The organism is Mesorhizobium sp. M1088 (genome assembly GCF_040318575.1).
Classification (GTDB): Bacteria; Pseudomonadota; Alphaproteobacteria; order Rhizobiales; family Rhizobiaceae; genus Mesorhizobium.
This window is the reverse complement of sequence record NZ_JAMYMO010000004.1, coordinates 128,901-146,653: the sequence shown is the minus strand read 5'-3', so window position 1 is coordinate 146,653 and position 17,753 is coordinate 128,901. Positions and strand designations below refer to the sequence as shown.

16 protein-coding genes are annotated in these 17,753 nt (G+C 63.3%); 6 read left to right on the top strand and 10 right to left on the bottom strand.

The window, feature by feature from the left end:
• Positions 1 to 4: 4 nt before the first annotated feature.
• From doeA to ehuR, 9 genes are all read right to left on the bottom strand, one after another.
• A complete protein-coding gene (gene doeA, locus NKH49_RS07130; protein WP_352925701.1) occupies positions 5 to 1,183 on the bottom strand; it encodes an ectoine hydrolase DoeA in 1,179 nt (392 codons plus the stop codon).
• A 38-nt stretch (positions 1,184 to 1,221) separates the two neighbouring features.
• Positions 1,222 to 2,214, bottom strand: a complete 993-nt coding sequence (locus NKH49_RS07125) for a cyclodeaminase (protein WP_352769491.1) — start codon at positions 2,212 to 2,214, stop codon at positions 1,222 to 1,224.
• A complete protein-coding gene (eutB, locus tag NKH49_RS07120) occupies positions 2,211 to 3,203 on the bottom strand; it encodes a hydroxyectoine utilization dehydratase EutB (protein ID WP_352541673.1) in 993 nt (330 codons plus the stop codon). Before eutB ends, NKH49_RS07125 begins: the two co-directional genes overlap by 4 nt.
• A gap of 10 nt (positions 3,204 to 3,213) precedes the next feature.
• Positions 3,214 to 3,987, bottom strand: a complete 774-nt coding sequence (gene eutA / locus NKH49_RS07115) for an ectoine utilization protein EutA (protein ID WP_352541674.1) — start codon at positions 3,985 to 3,987, stop codon at positions 3,214 to 3,216.
• Positions 3,984 to 4,643: an ectoine/hydroxyectoine ABC transporter permease subunit EhuD gene (gene ehuD / locus NKH49_RS07110; protein ID WP_352467665.1), complete on the bottom strand. Its 660-nt coding sequence runs from the start codon at positions 4,641 to 4,643 to the stop codon at positions 3,984 to 3,986. Before ehuD ends, eutA begins: the two co-directional genes overlap by 4 nt.
• Before the next feature lie 16 nt (positions 4,644 to 4,659).
• Positions 4,660 to 5,319, bottom strand: coding sequence for an ectoine/hydroxyectoine ABC transporter permease subunit EhuC (gene ehuC / locus NKH49_RS07105; RefSeq protein ID WP_352541675.1), 660 nt, complete (start codon positions 5,317 to 5,319; stop codon positions 4,660 to 4,662).
• Positions 5,320 to 5,506: 187 nt separating this feature from the next.
• Positions 5,507 to 6,358 carry an ectoine/hydroxyectoine ABC transporter substrate-binding protein EhuB gene (gene ehuB / locus NKH49_RS07100; protein ID WP_352925698.1) on the bottom strand — a complete coding sequence of 284 codons (852 nt, stop codon included), beginning with the start codon at positions 6,356 to 6,358 and terminating at the stop codon, positions 5,507 to 5,509.
• Between the two features lie 65 nt (positions 6,359 to 6,423).
• The gene (gene ehuA, locus NKH49_RS07095; RefSeq protein ID WP_352501337.1) at positions 6,424 to 7,209 is read right to left on the bottom strand and encodes an ectoine/hydroxyectoine ABC transporter ATP-binding protein EhuA; all 786 of its coding nucleotides are present in this window, start codon (positions 7,207 to 7,209) and stop codon (positions 6,424 to 6,426) included.
• A 122-nt stretch (positions 7,210 to 7,331) separates the two neighbouring features.
• The gene (ehuR, locus tag NKH49_RS07090; RefSeq protein WP_352541676.1) at positions 7,332 to 8,717 is read right to left on the bottom strand and encodes a MocR-like ectoine utilization transcription factor EhuR; all 1,386 of its coding nucleotides are present in this window, start codon (positions 8,715 to 8,717) and stop codon (positions 7,332 to 7,334) included.
• Between the two features lie 82 nt (positions 8,718 to 8,799).
• On the opposite strand from ehuR, the gene NKH49_RS07085 reads away from it, so the two are divergent.
• From NKH49_RS07085 to NKH49_RS07065, 5 genes are all read left to right on the top strand, one after another.
• A complete protein-coding gene (locus NKH49_RS07085; RefSeq protein ID WP_352484028.1) occupies positions 8,800 to 9,291 on the top strand; it encodes an Lrp/AsnC family transcriptional regulator in 492 nt (163 codons plus the stop codon).
• Positions 9,292 to 9,418: 127 nt separating this feature from the next.
• On the top strand, positions 9,419 to 10,912 hold the full coding sequence (locus tag NKH49_RS07080) for an NAD-dependent succinate-semialdehyde dehydrogenase (RefSeq protein ID WP_352541677.1): 1,494 nt from the start codon (positions 9,419 to 9,421) through the stop codon (positions 10,910 to 10,912).
• Between the two features lie 36 nt (positions 10,913 to 10,948).
• Positions 10,949 to 12,328, top strand: coding sequence for an aspartate aminotransferase family protein (locus NKH49_RS07075; RefSeq protein WP_352473222.1), 1,380 nt, complete (start codon positions 10,949 to 10,951; stop codon positions 12,326 to 12,328).
• Positions 12,329 to 12,337: 9 nt separating this feature from the next.
• Positions 12,338 to 13,432: an alcohol dehydrogenase family protein gene (locus tag NKH49_RS07070; protein WP_352925695.1), complete on the top strand. Its 1,095-nt coding sequence runs from the start codon at positions 12,338 to 12,340 to the stop codon at positions 13,430 to 13,432.
• Positions 13,433 to 13,703: 271 nt separating this feature from the next.
• Positions 13,704 to 14,816, top strand: coding sequence for a nucleotidyltransferase family protein (locus NKH49_RS07065; RefSeq protein WP_352925693.1), 1,113 nt, complete (start codon positions 13,704 to 13,706; stop codon positions 14,814 to 14,816).
• Between the two features lie 87 nt (positions 14,817 to 14,903).
• Here NKH49_RS07065 and NKH49_RS07060 read toward each other — a convergent pair whose 3' ends face one another.
• Entirely contained in the window at positions 14,904 to 16,280 is a 1,377-nt protein-coding gene (locus tag NKH49_RS07060) for an aspartate aminotransferase family protein (protein ID WP_352925691.1), read from the bottom strand.
• A 166-nt stretch (positions 16,281 to 16,446) separates the two neighbouring features.
• On the opposite strand from NKH49_RS07060, the gene NKH49_RS07055 reads away from it, so the two are divergent.
• Complete coding sequence (locus NKH49_RS07055) at positions 16,447 to 17,565, top strand: NAD(P)/FAD-dependent oxidoreductase (RefSeq protein WP_352925689.1); 1,119 nt, start codon at positions 16,447 to 16,449, stop codon at positions 17,563 to 17,565.
• Positions 17,566 to 17,753: the final 188 nt, after the last annotated feature.

Sequence of the window (17,753 nt, the reverse complement as noted above, 5' to 3'; positions counted from 1 at the left end):
GGGCTCAATTCTTCACCACCAGTTTGCGCGGCACATTCGCCAGGCACTCGACGCCCGTCTCGGTGATCAGGATGGATTCGGTGATTTCCAGCCCCATCGTCTCAAGCCACAAGCCGGTCATGAAATGGAAGGTCATACCGGGCTTCAACTCGGTGCGGTCGCCTGGACGCAGGCTCATCGTGCGCTCGCCCCAGTCAGGCGGATAGGAAAGCCCGATCGGGTACCCGGTGCGGTTGTCCTTGACGATGCCGTACCGCTTCAGCACCGCGAAGAAGGCGTTGGCGATGTCCTCGCATGTGTTGCCGGGGTTGGCGGCCGCAAGTCCCGCCTCCATGCCTTCCAGCGTCGCCTTTTCGGCATCGAGGAATTCCTGCGTCGGTTTACCAAGGAACACAGTCCGGGAAAGCGGACAATGGTAGCGGTTGTAGCAGCCGGCAATTTCGAAAAAAGTGCCCTCGCCCGACTTCATCGGCCTGTCGTCCCAGGTCAGATGCGGCGCCGATGCGTCGGCGCCCGACGGCAGCAGCGGCACGATCGCCGGATAGTCGCCGCCAATGCCATCGACGCCGCGCGTGCCGGCATCATAGATCTCGGCGACCAGGTCGCATTTGCGCATGCCGACCTCGATCTTGTCGACAATGCGCTCGTGCATTGCCTCGACGATGCGGGCGGCTTTGCGCATGCAGTCGATTTCGGTCGGGCTCTTCACTGCGCGCTGCCAGTTGACGAGTGCCGTGGCGTCGACGAAGCGGGCATTGGGCAGATGTTTCTGCAGAGACGCGAAGGCTGCGGCGGAGAACCAATAATTGTCCATCTCGACACCGATGCTGAGCTTGCCCCAGCCGCGATCGGCGAGCACCTGCGAGAGAAAATCCATCGGATGGCGCTCGGTCGACTGCACATAGTGGTCGGCATAGCCGATGATGTTGTCGTGCGCGAGATAGGCGGTGCGCTTGGCGCCGTTGGCGTCCTGGCCGCGCCCGTACCACACCGGCTCGCCCGACGGCGGCACGATGACAGCCTGGTGCACGTAGAACGACCAGCCGTCATAGCCGGTCAGCCAGGCCATGTTGGACGGGTCGCTGACGATCAATAGATCGACGCCCTTGACCTGCATGGCCTTCCGCGTCTTGGCGAGGCGCTCCGCATATTCGCCGCGCGAGAATTTCAAATTGGGCTGCATTGTTCTTGGTCCTCGTTTGTTGGGCCTTGCGGCCAGCATCAGCTTTCGAAAATCGTACCGGTCTTGGCCGCACGCGCACGGTCGCGGGCGAGCGTGGCGATTGCCGTGTCCTGCACGCCGGTGCCGGTCAGGTCGGCAATGGTGATGTCGCTGTCCGAGCGCCGGCCATGCCTTTCGCCGGCGATGATGTGGCCAAGCTCGGTGATTTCGGCATCGGACGCCATCACGCCCGCCGCGATAGCATGGTGCAGTTCGCCCAGCCGGCGCGTCTGTTTGGCGCTGTCGGCGACGTAGAGATCGGCCATGCGCAGGATCGCCGGCGCGATCTCGTTCTTGTGCTCGGCATCCGAGCCCATGGCAGTGATATGCTGGCCGGCGGAGACGAAGCCGGCCTTGATCAGCGGCTCGGTCGACGGCGTCGTGGTGACGATGATGTCGGCATCGGCCGCAGCCTTTGCCGCGTCGGGCTCGGCGTGAACGGCGATGCCCAGTCTTTCGGACAATGCGTCGGCCGCGGCTTCGGCCTTGCCGGCATCCCTTGCCCAGATGCGGGCTTTGGTGATCGGCCGCACCAGCATCAGCGCCTCGAGCTGCAGTCCGGCCTGAACACCGGCGCCGAAGATCGCGGCAACGGAGGAACCCGGCCGCGACAGATGCTTGGCGGCAACCGCGCCGGCCGCCGCCGTGCGGATGTCGGTGAGATAGCCATTGTCGAGCAGCAGCGCCTCGACCAGACCGGTTTTCGCCGACAGCAGCACCATCATGCCGTTGACGCTGGGCAGGCCGAGCTTCGGATTGTCGAAGAAGCCGGGGCTGATCTTGATGGCAAAACCGTCGATGCCCGGCACATAGGCGGTCTTGACGTCGACCTCGCCGCGATGCTCGGGAATGTCGAGCCTGAGGATTGGCGGCATCGCCACCGGCAAGGTGGCGAGCGCGCGAAACGCGTTCTCGACGCAGGCAACGGCATCGAGATCAAGCTTCACGATCTTGCGCAATTCAGCTTCGGTGAGGATCGTCATCCGGCTCATGCTGCGCTCTCCGCAATTGCTTCGCCGCAGATGATCTTGCGGTGCAGTGTCATATCGATGTTGCGGCCGGACAGCACGAGCACCGTCGGGCCATTCGCTTTGACCTTGCCGGCAAGCACGGCCGCGATGCCGACCGCGCCGGCGCCTTCGACGATCTCGCGCTCCTGCTCATAGGCATGGCGGATGCCGGCGGCGATCTCGTCCTCGCTGAGCAGGATCACATCGTCGAGCAGGTCGCGGCACATCGAGAAGGTCAGCCGGTTGTCGAGGCCGATGCCGCCGCCGAGTGAATCCGCCAGCGTCGGCAGTTCTTCGACCAAAACCGGATGTCCGGCGTCGAGGCTCGCCTTCATCGCCGCACCGCGCGCCATTGAAACGCCCACCACCTTCGTCGCCGGGCTGACGCCCTTGACGGCAGCGGCAACGCCAGCCGCCAGCCCACCGCCAGAAAGCGGCACCAGCACAAGGGCGGCATCAGGAACCTGTTCGATGATCTCCAGCCCGAGCGTGCCTTGCCCGGCGACAATGGCGGGATGGTCGAAAGGCGGCAGCATGACCAGCCCCTCTTCCGCGACCAGCCGTTCGACCTCCCGCTGCGCATCGTCCTGGCTGTTGCCGACGATGCGGATCCCGGCGCCGAGCCGGCGGATCTCGTCGAGCTTGTTCTGCGGCACCAGCCGCGACATGCAGATCGTCGCGTGGATGCCTTGCGATTGAGCAGCATAGGCAAGTGCCCGGCCGTGGTTGCCGGTCGAGGCAGCGACGACGCCGCGCGCCTTCTCCTCTGCTGTCAGCGAAGCGATAGCGTTCGAGGCACCACGCAGCTTGAAGGCGCCGGTGGTCTGCCGGTGTTCGAGCTTGAGATAAACAGGAGCGTCCAAGTGCTGGGAAAGACTCCGGGAAGGAACGGTCGGCGTACGCTCGACCTTGCCTGCGATGCGCTCGCGCGCGGCGTGGATTTCGGACAGGCTTATCCTGGACGTGGTCATGGCTCTGCAATCAGTTCAGCGGCAGCGTCATCAGACGGCCGAATTCAGGGCGCGGCTCGTCGTCGTCGCAAAGCCGCAGGCAATTCCAGGCCGTCGCCTGGTTGCTGGTGACGACAGGACGGCCGATGGCTTCTTCCATACCGACAACTGCCGCCGCGGACCGCAGTGCCGTGCAGGAGACAAACAGCGCGTCCGAGTGTTCGGCCGTCGCCTCGCGAGCCAGATCGACCAAGGATTTCGGCGCAATCCGCGCCATCTCGCGATCATCCTCGAAGCCGAGGCAAGTGAAGCTGACGATTTCGAAACCATGCTCGGTGAAATAGGTCGCCATCGGCCGGCTGGTCTCGACCGTATAAGGGGTAAGAATGCTGATCGTCCTGGCGCCCAGCGCCTTCAGGCCGCGCACCCCGGCCATCGGCGGCGTGACCACCGGCACGCCGGGCTTGGCGGCCTGCACCGCCGCCTCGATTTGGGCATCGCGGATCACGACGGAAGCTGAGGTGCAGGAATAGCAGATCGCATCGAGCGGCTCGTCGGGCAGGATCAGGGCCGCGGCCGCCGTCAGTGACGGCTGCATCTTGCGCAAATTGTCCGGCGTCGTCGGGTTGGCGTAGGGGATGCGTGCGACATAGACCCCGATGCGGTCGCTTGCCACCATGCGGTGAAAATCCGGTTCGCTCGTATGGTCGGTGGCAAGGATGATCAGGCCGACCCGCTTTTCCAGCGGACGCGCGTCGAGCGGCGGCCGGGCCGAATGCAGGCGGATTTCGGGTGCAGCGCTCATCTTTCGATCCGCCCATAACGGTGTTCCAGCCAGCGCAGCAGCACCACCGAGAACAGGCTGATGGCGAGGAAGAAGGCGCCGACCAACGTGATCGGTTCGATATACCGATAATAGGTATTGGCGACGCTCTTGGCCTGGTTCATCAGTTCCAGCACGGTGATCGCCGACAGCAGCGGCGTCTCTTTGAACATGGCGATGAAATAATTGGCAAGCGCCGGGATCATCGGCGGGATCGCCTGCGGAATGATGATGTGCGTCCAGGTCTGGGTGGCGTTCAGATTGCAGGCCTTGGCCGCTTCCCACTGGCCGCGCGGAACATTATCGATGCCGGCGCGGTAGACCTCGGCCGTGTAAGTGCCGTAATGCAGCCCGAGACCGATGACGCCCGCGACCAGCGGCGGCAACAGGACGCCAAAATCCGGCAGCACGTAGAAGATGAAATAGAGCTGCACCAACAGCGGTGTGCCACGGATGAACTCGGCAAGGAAACCGACGGTGCGCGACAGAGCCCTGTTCGGCGACCGGCGCGCCAACGCGATGCCCAGCCCGACGATCGCCGCCAGTACCGAGCCGAGCAGCGTCGCCAGGATGGTGATCTTCACCCCCTCGATCAGCGTCGGCAGGATCTGCCGGACAAAATCCCAATCCCATTCCATTATCAGGTCCGATCCATCATACGCGCACCCCGTCGAGGCCACGCGCCATGCGGCGTTCCAGCGACCGCACGCCCCAGGAGATGAGCAGCGCCAGGACGAAATAGATGACGAGGATGGTGCTGAACGGCACCAGAGTATTGCCGGTCTGCGAGCGCACCACCTGCGCCTGGAAGGTCAGGTCGGCGAGCGAGATTAGCGAAACGACGGCGGTGGCCTTGAGCAATTCAATGGCGTTGTTGCCGAAGGTTGGCAGCATCACCAGAAGCGCCTGCGGCAGGATGACATGGCGCATGGCTTGCCAGCGGCCGAGATTGAGCGCGGTGCACGCCTCATATTGTTCGCGGCCGATCGACTTGATGGCGCCGCGCACCACTTCCGCTGCATAGGCGCCGACATTGAGGCCCAGCGCCAGCACGCCGGCCTGCAGCGGCGTCAGCGAAATGCCGGCAAAGGGCAGCACGAAATAGGCCCAGAACAGCTGCACGAAAATCGAGGTGCCGCGGAAGAACTCGATATAGGCGGTGGCCAGCGCCCGCAGCACGAAAAACCGCGACAGCCGCCCCAGCCCGGCAAGAAAAGCCATGATCAAGGCCAGCACCGACCCCATCAGCGTCAGCTCGATGGTGACAAGCGCTCCTTGCAATATCAGGCCGAAATAGCCGGACCATTGGGTCATTGGGTCGAAAGTTTCCGCGTTGAATGTCTAGCGACACGTTGCTTCCAGCGTCCTTCTCCCGGTTCACGGGGAGAAGATACCGGCAGGCAGATGGGGGGCAGCGCGAACCAACCCGAGTATGGCGCCGCCCCTCATCCGGCCCTTCGGGCCACCTTCTCCCCGTGAAAGGGGAGAAGGAAGAACGCACCTACTTCGCCGAGCAGAGCTTGTCGCGGCTCGTCGACATTGCCGCCGCCGCCGAGAAGCCGTAAGGCTCGATGATCTTGGCGAACTCGCCGGACTTCTTCAGTTTCGCCAGCTCGACATCATAGGCGTCGCGCAGCGCTTCGTCGCCCTTCTTGAAGGCCGCGCCGTCGCAATAGACCGGCGCACCGACCACCGGCGCGATGACTTCGAGGTTCGGATCATTGGCTTTCTTGACCAGGTCGTTGATCGACAGCACGGGCAGCGAATAAGCATCGATGCGGCCGTCCTGCAGCATTTTCAGGCCGCTCTGGCCGTCCGGCACGACGATGACGCGCTCGCGCGGCACACCTGCGGTGAGCGCCAGCTTCTCTTCAGTGCCGCCACCCGGCGCGCCGATCGTGGCGCTCGCGTCCTTCGCGACGTCCTCGTAGCTCTTGAAGCCCTTCGGGTTGCCCTTCTTCACCAGCATCGCCTCGGCGTCGCACAGCACCGGTTCCGAATAGGCGACCGCAGCACAACGTTCCGGCTTCATGAACAGGCCGGCGGTGACGACGTCGAAACGGCCGGCCTGCAGGCCGGGAATCATCGCGCCATATTCCGAGATCGACGCGACGATATCGTTGACGCCAAGGCGCTTGAAGATTTCACGGGCAACGTCAGGCGCCGCACCCGAAACCTTGCCGTCGGCAGCGACCGCCGTATAGGGCGGCTCGTTGGCGATGGCGACGCGGGCAAAGCCTTGCGCCTTGAGCTCTTCGAGCTTGCTGTCATCGGCCGAGCCGCCCGTCGAGGCGGCCAGCACCGCCGTCAGCGCGATACCGGCGACGCCGGCCAAAATGGCAAATTTCTTCATTGTTCCCAACTCCTTGTTTGTCTGTCTTCTTGGCTTGCTTGAGGCGTCGCCGCCTCGCATGGCAGTCAGACCCGATGTCCGGCCGCAATGATCTTCTTCAGGAAACCTTGCGTGCGCTCCTGTTTGGGATGGCGAAAAATCTCGTCGGGCTTGCCCTCCTCGACTATTCTGCCGCGATCGAAGAACAGCACCCGGTCGGCGAAGTCATGGGCGAAACCCATCTCGTGGGTGACCAGCAGCATGGTCATGTCGGTCTCGGCGGCGAGCTTGCGCATGACGTTGAGCACCTCGTCGACGAGCTCAGGGTCGAGCGCCGAGGTGACCTCGTCGAACAGCATGATTTTCGGCGACAGCGCCAGCGCCCGCGCAATCGCGACGCGCTGCTTCTGGCCGCCTGAAAGCTGCGCCGGCATCGCTTTGGCCTTGTCGACCATGCCGACCATGTCGAGCAGTTCCATCGCCCGTTTTTCTGCGGCGGCCCGCGGCACGCCTTTGGTCAGCATCGGTGCCAGCGTCACATTGTCGATGACGCATTTGTGCGGAAATAGATTGAATAGTTGGAAGACCATGCCGATCTTCTGGCGCATCTTTGCCAAATGCCGTTCATCGGCCGTCAGCAGCCGGCCGTTGCGCTCCATGTGGTACAGCTGTTCGCCGTCGACTTGGATGTGGCCGCTGTCGATACGCTCTAGCGTCATCAGGATGCGCAGGATCGTCGTCTTGCCCGAACCCGATGGGCCGATCAGTGCCAGCTTCTCGCCGGGCATGACTTGCATCGAGAGGCCGTCCAGCACCTTGAAGGTGCCGAAGCTTTTCGAAATGCCGTCGATGTTGATGATGGGCGCCGACAATGAATTTCCCGTGCTAGAGAAGCTATGCCTTTAACGATGCGGATCGCGGAAAATCATGTCAATCAAGAAAATAATATCATGACAATATTTCGGATTCCGCACAATTTCGCGCCGTTCGCCGTCTAGATCACAAGCAGGAGATGCTCGGGATCGCCGAGCAGAAGCTTGGTGACAACGCCGAGACCGGCACGCAGTTCCCCCTCCGTGGTCGAGCCCAGCGAAATCCGTACGGCTGGATGCCAAGGCATCTGCGAAATGCGAAACGACGTACCGGGCGCAATCGCCACGCCCTGCAGGCGCGCCTGGGACACAAAGCTTTCCTCGCCGCGATCCTCGGGCAGCCGCAGCCAGACATGCAGCCCGTCGCGATGAGCCCGATAGTCCACTCCGGCAAGCACCTCGGCGGCGATGTCCAGACGCCGCCGCAAAGCCAGGCGCTGCCATCGAACGAGTTCCATCGCGGTGCCGTCGGTCACCCATTTGGTGGCGATCTCGGCCACCAGCGGCGTCGCCATCCAGTTCGAGACGAGGTGGCGGTTGGCAACTGCGGCGACATAACGATCGGGCGCGGCGAGATAGCCGATGCGCAGGCCGGGCACCACGATCTTGGTGAAGGAGGTGACATAGAGCGTGCGCTCGGGGGCAAACGCCGCGACCGGCGGCGGACGGTCCTCGACCAGCGGGCCGAGCACGTCGTTTTCGATAATGGCGATGTCGTGCCTGCGCGCCACCGCAGCGATCTGCTCGCGCCGGGCGGCATCCATCAGCGTTGCCGTCGGGTTGATCACCGAGGGCTGCACGAACACGGCGCGGATGTCGGACAGCCGACAGGCCTCGTCCAGCGCTTCCGGGATCAGCCCATTGTCGTCGATCGGCAAACCCTCGAGGTTGAAGCCGAGATAACGCGCCAGCGGGATCAGCGTGTGGTGACCGATCGCCTCGGTGGCGACGGTCGAACCGGGCGGCGCTACGCTCATCAGCGCTACCGTCATACCGGCGGTGGCGCCGTTGGTCAGGCTGATGTTCTGCGGCGACGCGTCGAGGCCGCAGAGCCGCAGCCACTCGACACCCACCGCACGGTGGCGTGGGAACACCATGTTCGGCCTGAACGACAGCGCCGAGCTCGACGGCAGGTTTTCGGCGAGCCAGCCCAGTGCCTGCCTCAGCCGCTCCAGATGCATCGGTTCGCAGACCGGCTTCAGGATGGAGAGGTCGATGAGCTCGCCCAGCCGCTCCGGCAGATAGGGGGGCTCCGGCTCGCGGCGCTGTGTCTGCACGAAGCTGCCGCGGCCGACCTCGCCGGACACCAGCCCGCGGCGGATCAGCTCCTCATAGGCGCGGCTGACCGTCTGCACGGAAAGTTGCAGATCGTCAGCCAACTGCCGGTGCGTCGGCAACCGAGCGCCATTGGCCAGGCGCCCGTCATGGATGGCGCGCGCGAACTGGTCGGCGAGCGATTGATAGGCCGGCCGCCGGATAAGAGCGGGATCTGGTCGCCAAAATGTCATGACTTATTAGAGATCGAAATCAGTGCAATTGACAATCGAAATAATGCGCCGTCATGGTGTCCGGCACTGGAAGTGGGCGATCATGGCTGCAGCGAAACTCGATCCGATCGATCTGAAAATCCTCGACGCCATCCAGCGCGACGGGCGCATCACCAAGCTGGCGCTGGCCGAGAAAGTCGGCCTGTCGCCGACGCCGTGCTGGATGCGGCTGCGCAAGCTGGAAAAGGCCGGCATCGTCTCGGGCTACCATGCCAGGATCGCCATGCGCGCCATCGCGCCGGTCGCTACCGTGCTGATGGAGGTGACGCTGGCTAGCCACCGCCAGGCCGATTTCGACCGTTTCGAGCGCGTCATCCGCGACATCCCCGAGATCGTCGCCTGCTGGTCTGTCGGCGGCGGCGTCGATTACCTGCTGAAGGTGATGGCGCGCGACATCGACGCCTATCAGCGGCTGGTCGACACTCTGCTCGAACGCGAGATCGGCATCGACCGCTACTTCACCTACATCGTGACCAAGACGGTGAAGGAGGAGAGTGTGCTGCCAGTGGCGGATCTGTTGCCGGCATCTTCCTGATACCGGAGAGATCGTCTGGCTGGGCAGGGCAATAGAGACAATCTCTCTACGTGCGGGCACGCAAATAGCCTCTCTGTTTGCGCGGCAGAGATAGTCTTGCGGCATCACCCGAACCGGGAGCCCGATGATGTCCGCACATTTTGCCCGCTCGCACCGCCATGAAGCACTTGATCGCCTTGCCGACCGGCGGCTGCTGCGCGAACTCGCCTATGTCGCTGGCCACTGGACGGCGAGCGAGACCGCGGAGAGTTTCGAGGTGACCGATCCGGCCACCGGATCCACCGTCGCTTTCGTTGCCGCGCTCGATGCCCGGCAGACCACATTGGCGATCGATGCGGCATCGCGCGCCTTTCCTGCCTGGCGCGCATTGCTGCCGCAGGAACGGTCGAAAATCTTGCGAAAATGGTTCGATCTGATCGTCGCCGCCAAAAATGACCTGGCCATGCTGATGACGCTAGAACAAGGCAAGCCGCTGAAGGAATCGCGCGGCGAGATCGACTACGCAGCCTCTTTTGTCGAGTGGTATGCCGAGGAGGCCAAACGTCTCAACGCCGAAAGCGTCACCAGCCATTTGCCAAATGCCGAGATGGTGGTGCGACGCGAACCGCTCGGTGTCGTCGGCGTCGTCACGCCGTGGAATTTTCCAGCGGCCATGCTGACCCGCAAGGCGGCTGCCGCCCTTGCCGCCGGCTGCACCATCGTCGCGCATCCTTCCTCGGAAACGCCGCTGTCGGCACTGGCGCTGGCCGAGCTTGGCGAACGTGCCGGCCTGCCGGCTGGCGTGTTCAACGTCCTCACCGGCAGGGCTTCGACCATCGTCGGGCGGATGTGCGAAGACCCGCGCGTTCGCGCCATGAGCTTCACCGGCTCGACCGAGGTCGGCAGGTTGATCGCCGCGCAGAGTGCGCCGACGATGAAGCGTCTGGTGATGGAACTTGGCGGGCATGCGCCGCTGATCGTCTTTGCCGACGCCGATCTCGACAAGGCGGTGACCATAGCCGTCGATGCCAAATTCGCCACCTCCGGCCAGGACTGCCTCGCCGCCAACCGCATCTATGTCCAGCGCCCGATCTACGACCGTTTTTGCGCCGCCTTCACCAAGCGCATCGAGACGTTGCGGACCGGCAATGGCCTGGCTGACGACACCGACATCGGGCCGTTGATGCACGAGCGCGGCGTCAAGAAGATCGAAGAGCAGGTCGCCGATGCGCTGGCTGGTGGCGCGCGCTGCCTCACCGGCGGGGGCCGCCATGTGGCTGGGCCGCTGTTCTACCAGCCGACCCTGCTCGCCGACGTTGGAGACGACGCGCTGATCATGCGCGAGGAGACCTTCGGTCCGGTTGTGGCCGTGACGCCTTTCGACAGCGAAGACGAAGTCGTCGCCCGCGCCAATGCGACAGAATACGGGCTCGTCGCCTATGTCGTCACTGAAAACGGCGGCCGGCAATTGCGCATGGGCCGCGCGCTCGACTATGGCATGGTCGCCATCAACCGCGTCAAGATCACCGGCGCGCCGATCCCCTTCGGCGGCGTCAAACAGTCCGGCATGGGCCGCGAGGGCTCGCGTCACGGGCTCGAAGCCTTTACCGATCTCAAATATCTCTGCCTCGACGTAGCGTAACGCCCTGTCAGGCTTTTTGCTTTCAAGGAGTAAAAAATGCTCGACCAGTCCAACGAACTCGCCGCCTGGGATCGCGATCATTTCTTCCATCCCTCGACCCATATGGGCACGCATGCGCGTGGCGAGAGCCCGACGCGTGTGATCGCCGGTGGCGAAGGCGTCACCATCTGGGACAATAACGGTCGCAAGAGCATCGATGCCTTCGCCGGGCTCTACTGCGTCAATGTCGGCTATGGCCGCCAGAAGATAGCCGACGCCATCGCCGCGCAGGCCAAGAACCTCGCCTATTACCACGCCTATGTCGGGCACGGCACCGAGGCATCGATCACGCTTGCCAAGATGATCATCGACCGTGCGCCCGAGGGCATGTCGAGGGTCTATTTCGGCCTCTCCGGTTCCGACGCCAACGAAACCAACATCAAGCTGATCTGGTACTACAACAACGTGCTCGGCCGGCCGGAGAAGAAGAAGATCATCTCGCGCTGGCGCGGTTATCACGGCTCCGGCATCATGACCGGATCGCTGACCGGCCTCGACCTGTTCCACAACGCCTTCGACCTGCCGCGTGCGCCGGTCCTGCACACCGAGGCGCCCTACTACTTCCGCCGTGCCGACCGCTCGCTGAGCGAGGAGCAGTTTTCGCAACACTGTGCCGACAAACTCGAGGAGATGATTCTCGCCGAAGGGCCGGAGACGGTCGCCGCGTTCATCGGTGAGCCTATCCTCGGCACCGGCGGCATCGTGCCGCCGCCGGCCGGCTACTGGGAGAAGATCCAGGCGGTGCTGAAGAAATACGACGTGCTTCTGGTTGCTGACGAGGTCGTCACCGGCTTCGGCCGGCTGGGCACCATGTTCGGCTCCGACCACTACGGCATCAAGCCCGACCTGATCACGATCGCCAAGGGCCTGACCTCGGCCTATGCGCCGCTGTCGGGCGTCATCGTGTCAGACAAGGTCTGGCAGGTGCTGGTGCAGGGTTCAGACAAGCTCGGCTCACTCGGTCATGGCTGGACCTATTCGGCGCATCCGATCTGCGTCGCCGCCGGCGTCGCCAACCTGGAACTGATCGACGAGATGGACCTGGTGCGGAACGCCGGCGAGACCGGCGCCTATTTCCGCGCCGAGCTGACGAAAGCCGTCGGTGGCCACAAAAATGTCGGCGAGGTACGCGGCGACGGCATGCTGGCGGCAATCGAGTTCGTCGCCGACAAGAACGATCGCGTGTTCTTCGACGCCTCGCATAAAATCGGGCCGCAGGTCGCGACCACCCTTGCGGCAAGCGGCGTCATCGGCCGGGCCATGCCGCAGGGCGACATTCTCGGTTTCGCGCCGCCGCTCTGCCTGACGCGGCAAGAGGCCGATATCGTCGTGTCGAGGACGGCCGACGCGGTGAAGAGCGTGTTTGCAAACATCTGAAGAGCCGACATGAATGCCATGACCAAAACCCTCCCCGCCACCATGGCCGCCGTGCAGCTGATCGGGCACGGCGGGCCGGAAAAGCTCGTCTACCGCACCGACGTGAAAGTGCCCTCGCCCGCCCGGGGCGAGGTGCTGGTCAAGGTCACCGCTTGCGGCATGAACAACACCGACGTCTGGGTGCGCCAGGGCGCCTATGGAACGGAGGAGGATTCCGCCGCTGTGTCGACCTGGCGTCGTCAGGGCAATACGCTGAGCTTCCCGCGCATCCAGGGCACCGACACGGTCGGCAACATCGTTGCCGTCGGCGACGGCGTGTCGCCGGCCCGCATCGGCGAGCGGGTGATGGTCGATTTCTCCATCTACAATCGCGACGACGATTCACTCGCCGACATCGACTATATGGGCCACGGTCGAGACGGCGGCTATGCCGAATACCAGGCAGTACCGTCCGAAAACGCCCATGTCGTCGACACCGATCTGAGCGACGTCGAGCTTGCCACTTTCTGCTGCGCCTATCTCACCGGCGAGCAGATGCTGGAACGCGCCGCATTGAAAGCCGGCGAGCGTGTGCTGGTCACCGGCGCCTCTGGCGGCGTCGGCTCGGGCATCGTGCAGCTGGCGCGGGCGCGCGGCGCCATTCCCTATGCGGTTGCCGGCAAGGGCAAGGAACAGGCCGTGCGTGACATCGGCGCCGAGGCGGTGATCACCCGTGGCGTTGCCGATCTGCCGGCCGCCGTCAGCGCGGCGACCGGCGGGCGGCCAATCGACGTGGTCGCCGATCTGGTCGGCGGCGCCATCTTCAATGACCTCTTGCGCATCTTGAGGCCCGAAGGCCGCTACACCACGGCCGGCGCGATCGCCGGCCCGGTCGTCCAGCTCGACCTGCGCACCATGTACCTGAAACAGCTCCAACTGCATGGCTCGAGCCAAGGCACACGCGCGGATTTCCGCCGCATCGTGCGCTACATCGAGGACAAGAAGATCCGGCCGCTGGTCGGCGGCGTCTACAAGCTGTCCGATTTCCATCGCGCCCAGGCCGATTTCATCGCCAAGGATTTCGTTGGCAAGCTGGTCGTCGTGCCGGATGCGTCGCCAAAATAGCGCGTCGACCAAAAACGCCTATGACAGGCTCGGGCCGTTCGCGGACGCGGTGAGGTCGAGCGCCACATCCAAGCAGCGTTTTCGTGATGGCTTTGTTTATCTGAATGAGCAAAACCCATTCTGATTTGGCTGCACGCCGGCAACAAGGATTCCTGACCCTCTCCTGCGGTGTTATAGGTTTTCGCGATTTTCTTATAACTCCCGCTTGCGTCCCTTGAGGTCATGCCGCTATAAGAGAACCGCATTTTTCTTATAACCGGAGCCGCCTGACATGAAGACGGTCGACCTCGTTTACCGCACGATGTATGCGGAACTCGTCCAGCGATCCTTGGACGCAGTCTTCGAAACGGATTTCCCTACGACGGGCAATCTCGTCAAGGTGCCCGTCAAGGGCAAGGTATACTGGTATTTCGAGGAAACGCAGCCGACGAAGACGCGACGGTATGTCGGGCCTGACAGCGATCCCGAGATTGCAAAACGCGTCGAATCCTTCCGTCAGATCAAGGACGACCTCCGCGCCCGCAGGAAGCTGGTATCCACGCTCGTGCGCGAGGCAGGGCTGACAGAACCCGAAAGGTTCACCGGGGATGTCGTCGAGGCGCTGGGGAAGGCTGGCATCTTCCGCTTACGCGGCGTCCTGGTCGGCACAGTCGCCTTTCAGTCCTACGCGGGCTATCTGGGCGTAAAGCTGCCCGGTGCAGCGTTGCAGACGGGCGATGCAGACTTCGCCCTATTCCATTCCGTGTCGGCCGCGGTCGAGGACAGCCTGCCGCCCATCCTCGAAATCTTGAGGGAGATCGACCCAACCTTCAGGGAAATCCCTTACAGATCAGATCCCGGACACGCGACGCAATTCGAGGACGCAGTCCGATACAAGGTCGAGTTCCTTACACCGAACACGGGCAGCGATGACTACGCCGATCATGCAACCTCGATGCCGCCTTTGGGCGGTGCATCCGCGCAGCCTCTTCGGTTTCTCGATTTCCTGATCCACGAACCAATCAGAACTGTGCTGCTGCATCGATCGGGAGTGCCTGTCGTGGTACCGTCGCCCGGACGATATGCGGTTCACAAGCTGATCGTTGCCTCGCGCCGACAGAACAACGCAAACGGCGTGGGCAAGCGGGAAAAGGATGTCCACCAGGCAGCACTTCTGGTCGAGGCACTGGAAGCTACCCGTCGCCAGGACGATCTCGCCATCGCGTTTTCGGAAGCGTGGGACAGGGGGAAACATTGGCGTGAAGCGATACAAAAAGGACTTGGCTTGATTCCCCAGAAACAGCGTGGCGACGTCGAGGCGACGATCGTCAACGCACTTTCAGGAATCGGCGAGGAACTGGAAGGATTCAGCGGCTCATCTGCGAAAACAAAGCACGGAGACTAAACGGCAGCAACGGGTGTGGAGGGTAACCTTCTGCCAGCCGTCGCCGAGGCGTTTTTGTTTTCAGGTTTCAAAATCGACTTTGCCTATTCAGCTCGGCGATCGGACCTGCTTGGCGGCAGCCTCGAGCGACCGTTCAAACGCGTCGATCACCTGGTCGACCTGCGGCTCGGTGATGATCAGCGGCGGGCAGAAAGCCAGCGCATCGCCCATATTGCGCGAGATGACGCCGTTCTGCTGCATGAAGCCGTTGACGAGCCCGCCCAGTTCACTGGTCTTCCCCCACGGCGCCTTGTTCGCCTTGTCGCCGACCAGTTCGACCGCCGAAATCAGGCCGATGCCGCGCACCTCGCCGACAAGCGGGTGCGAAGCGAGCGTGCGCAGCCGCTTCAGCATATGCGCGCCGACCGCACGCGCATTGCCGACAAGGTCGCGCTCCTCGATCAGCTTCAGGTTCTCGAGCGCGACCGCTGCCGCAACAGGATGGCCGCCGCCGGTGAAACCGTGGCCGAAGGTGCCGATACGGTTGCTTTCGTCGGCGATCGGCTCGAATACCTTGTCATTGATCAGCAGGGCTGAGATCGGCAGGTAGGACGAAGAGATCTGTTTCGATAACACCATGATGTCGGGCCTGATGCCGAAGGTCTGCGAGCCGAACATCTCACCAGTTCGGCCAAAGCCGCAGATCACCTCGTCGGCGATGAGCAGGATGTCGTATCTCGACAGGACCGCCTGTATCTTCTCCCAGTAGCCCGCCGGCGGTACGATGACGCCGCCGGCGCCCATGATCGGTTCGCCGAAAAAGGCGGCGATGGTTTCCGGTCCTTCGGCGAGGATCAGCTTTTCCAGTTCGTCGGCAAGCCGCGTCGAAAACAGCTCCTCGCTTTCACCCGGCAGCGCCTCGCGCCAATGGTGCGGCGTCGAGGTATGCAGCACATTGGCAATCGGCAGGTCAAAGGAAGTGTGGTTGTTGGGCAGTCCGGTCAGGCTTGCCGAGGCGATGGTGACGCCGTGATAGCCCTTCTTGCGGCTGATGATCTTCTTGCGCGCCGGCTGGCCGAGCGCATTCGACCGGTACCAGATCATCTTCATGGCCGTATCGTTGGCCTCGGAGCCGGAATTGGTGAAATACGCCTTGCTCATCGGCACCGGCGCCATCTGCACCAGTCTCTCGGCGAGATCGATCAGCGGCGAATGCGATTTGGAGCCGAAATCGTGATAGTAAGGCAGCTTCGACATTTGCCGTACTGCCGCATCGACCAGCCGCTTCTCCGAAAAGCCGACCGCGACGCTCCAGAGCCCCGCCATCGCCTCGATATAGCGGTTGCCGGCAAGGTCCTCGACATAGATGCCGTCGCCCTTCTCGATGACGAGCGGCCCCGACTCCTGATGCTTGCGCGCATTCGTATAGCCATGCATGTGAAAGCTTATGTCGCGGGCTTCGGGTGAATTCGGTCGTGCGTCCATGACGGCTCCTGATGCTGACGCGGAACAATCCTGCCGCCGGTCCGGCTCGGCAGGTCCCCGTGCGTTATGCCGTTTGATGCATCTTTCTCGAACGGTATAGTGTCAAGCGCTTTCGGCAGGGCCAGCGGATGGATGGACGCATGCAGAACTTCGGCTTGACCTAACCGTGGACCATGTCGACTGCATTGTCGCCGGCGCCGGCGTTGTTGGCCTGGCGATCACGCGAGAGATGGCGCAGCGCGGCATCGATACGCTGGTCCTGGAAGCCGAGAACGCTATCGGCACCGGGACAAGCTCGCGCAATTCCGAGGTCATCCATGCCGGCCTCCACTATCCGGTTGGATCGCTGAAAGCCCGGTTCTGCGTGGCCGGCCGGGAAAGACTCTATCGCTATTGCGAGGAGCGGGCGGTCCCACACGCGCGCTGCGGCAAGCTCATCGTTGCCACAAGTGCCGAACAGGAGCCGGTGCTCGCCTCAATCCGGGCCAATGCACGCGCTTGCGGCGCCGGCGACCTGTTGCGCTTGAGCGAAGCCGAGGCGCATACGCTGGAGCCCAGCCTTAGGTGTACGGCAGCGTTGCTGTCGCCCGCCACCGGCATCATCGACAGCCATGCCCTGATGCTCGCCCTGTCGGGCGACGCCGAGGAGCACGGGGCGGCACTTAGTCTCAACACGCGCATCGCCTCCGGCCGCATCGAAGCAGGCCGCGTCGTGCTCGAGACGGTGGACGCTGCCGGCGGCGAGCGCTTCGAGATCGCCACTCCGCGTTTCGTCAATGCCGCCGGGCTTGGCGCCGCAGCACTTGCCGGTTCGCTTGAAGGGCTCAATCAGCAATTCGTGCCAAAGCTCCATTATGCCAAGGGCAATTATTTTTCGGTGGCCGGACGGGCGCCGTTCTCGCGATTGGTCTATCCGGTGCCCGAACCCGGCGGGCTCGGTGTTCATCTGACACTCGACCTTGATGGCGTCGCCCGCTTCGGGCCGGACGTCGAATGGACCGATCAACTCGACTACCGCGTCGACCCGGCTCGTGGCGAGCGCTTCTACAGCGAGATCCGCAAATACTGGCCGGACCTAGCCGATGGCAGCCTGCAACCCGCTTACAGCGGCATCCGGCCAAAACTGTCCGGTCCCGGTGAGGCCAATGCCGACTTCGTCGTCCAGGACGTGGCGGTGCACGGCGTGGATAGCCTGGTCAACCTGTTCGGCATCGAAAGCCCCGGCCTGACCTCCTGCCTGACGATTGCCGACCACGTCGCGCAGTGCCTCGCGCCGAAGTTGTAGCGTGCGGTGCCCCGCGCCGCGATCTGCACTGTATCAAGGCGCATTGCGTGAACTTTCAGACGCAAGTCGCCTATGAGGCACATCGCGCACTTGCAGCCCGCTCCGCGCTCTGATTCCCTGCATTCTGGGGCTGTCCTGATTCGCACTGCCCGGTTCAGAGTTTTCGCAGTGCGCCCGGGACAAGCTTC

What these genes read in the sequence shown, in the direction of transcription:
- doeA (WP_352925701.1), bottom strand. Translation starts at nt 1,183, where the DNA reads ATGCAGCCCAATTTGAAATTCTCGCGCGGCGAATATGCGGAGCGCCTC.
- NKH49_RS07125 (WP_352769491.1), bottom strand. Translation starts at nt 2,214, where the DNA reads ATGAGCCGGATGACGATCCTCACCGAAGCTGAATTGCGCAAGATCGTG.
- eutB (WP_352541673.1), bottom strand. Translation starts at nt 3,203, where the DNA reads ATGACCACGTCCAGGATAAGCCTGTCCGAAATCCACGCCGCGCGCGAG.
- eutA (WP_352541674.1), bottom strand. Translation starts at nt 3,987, where the DNA reads ATGAGCGCTGCACCCGAAATCCGCCTGCATTCGGCCCGGCCGCCGCTC.
- ehuD (WP_352467665.1), bottom strand. Translation starts at nt 4,643, where the DNA reads ATGGAATGGGATTGGGATTTTGTCCGGCAGATCCTGCCGACGCTGATC.
- ehuC (WP_352541675.1), bottom strand. Translation starts at nt 5,319, where the DNA reads ATGACCCAATGGTCCGGCTATTTCGGCCTGATATTGCAAGGAGCGCTT.
- ehuB (WP_352925698.1), bottom strand. Translation starts at nt 6,358, where the DNA reads ATGAAGAAATTTGCCATTTTGGCCGGCGTCGCCGGTATCGCGCTGACG.
- ehuR (WP_352541676.1), bottom strand. Translation starts at nt 8,717, where the DNA reads ATGACATTTTGGCGACCAGATCCCGCTCTTATCCGGCGGCCGGCCTAT.
- NKH49_RS07085 (WP_352484028.1), top strand. Translation starts at nt 8,800, where the DNA reads ATGGCTGCAGCGAAACTCGATCCGATCGATCTGAAAATCCTCGACGCC.
- NKH49_RS07080 (WP_352541677.1), top strand. Translation starts at nt 9,419, where the DNA reads ATGTCCGCACATTTTGCCCGCTCGCACCGCCATGAAGCACTTGATCGC.
- NKH49_RS07075 (WP_352473222.1), top strand. Translation starts at nt 10,949, where the DNA reads ATGCTCGACCAGTCCAACGAACTCGCCGCCTGGGATCGCGATCATTTC.
- NKH49_RS07070 (WP_352925695.1), top strand. Translation starts at nt 12,338, where the DNA reads ATGAATGCCATGACCAAAACCCTCCCCGCCACCATGGCCGCCGTGCAG.
- NKH49_RS07065 (WP_352925693.1), top strand. Translation starts at nt 13,704, where the DNA reads ATGAAGACGGTCGACCTCGTTTACCGCACGATGTATGCGGAACTCGTC.
- NKH49_RS07060 (WP_352925691.1), bottom strand. Translation starts at nt 16,280, where the DNA reads ATGGACGCACGACCGAATTCACCCGAAGCCCGCGACATAAGCTTTCAC.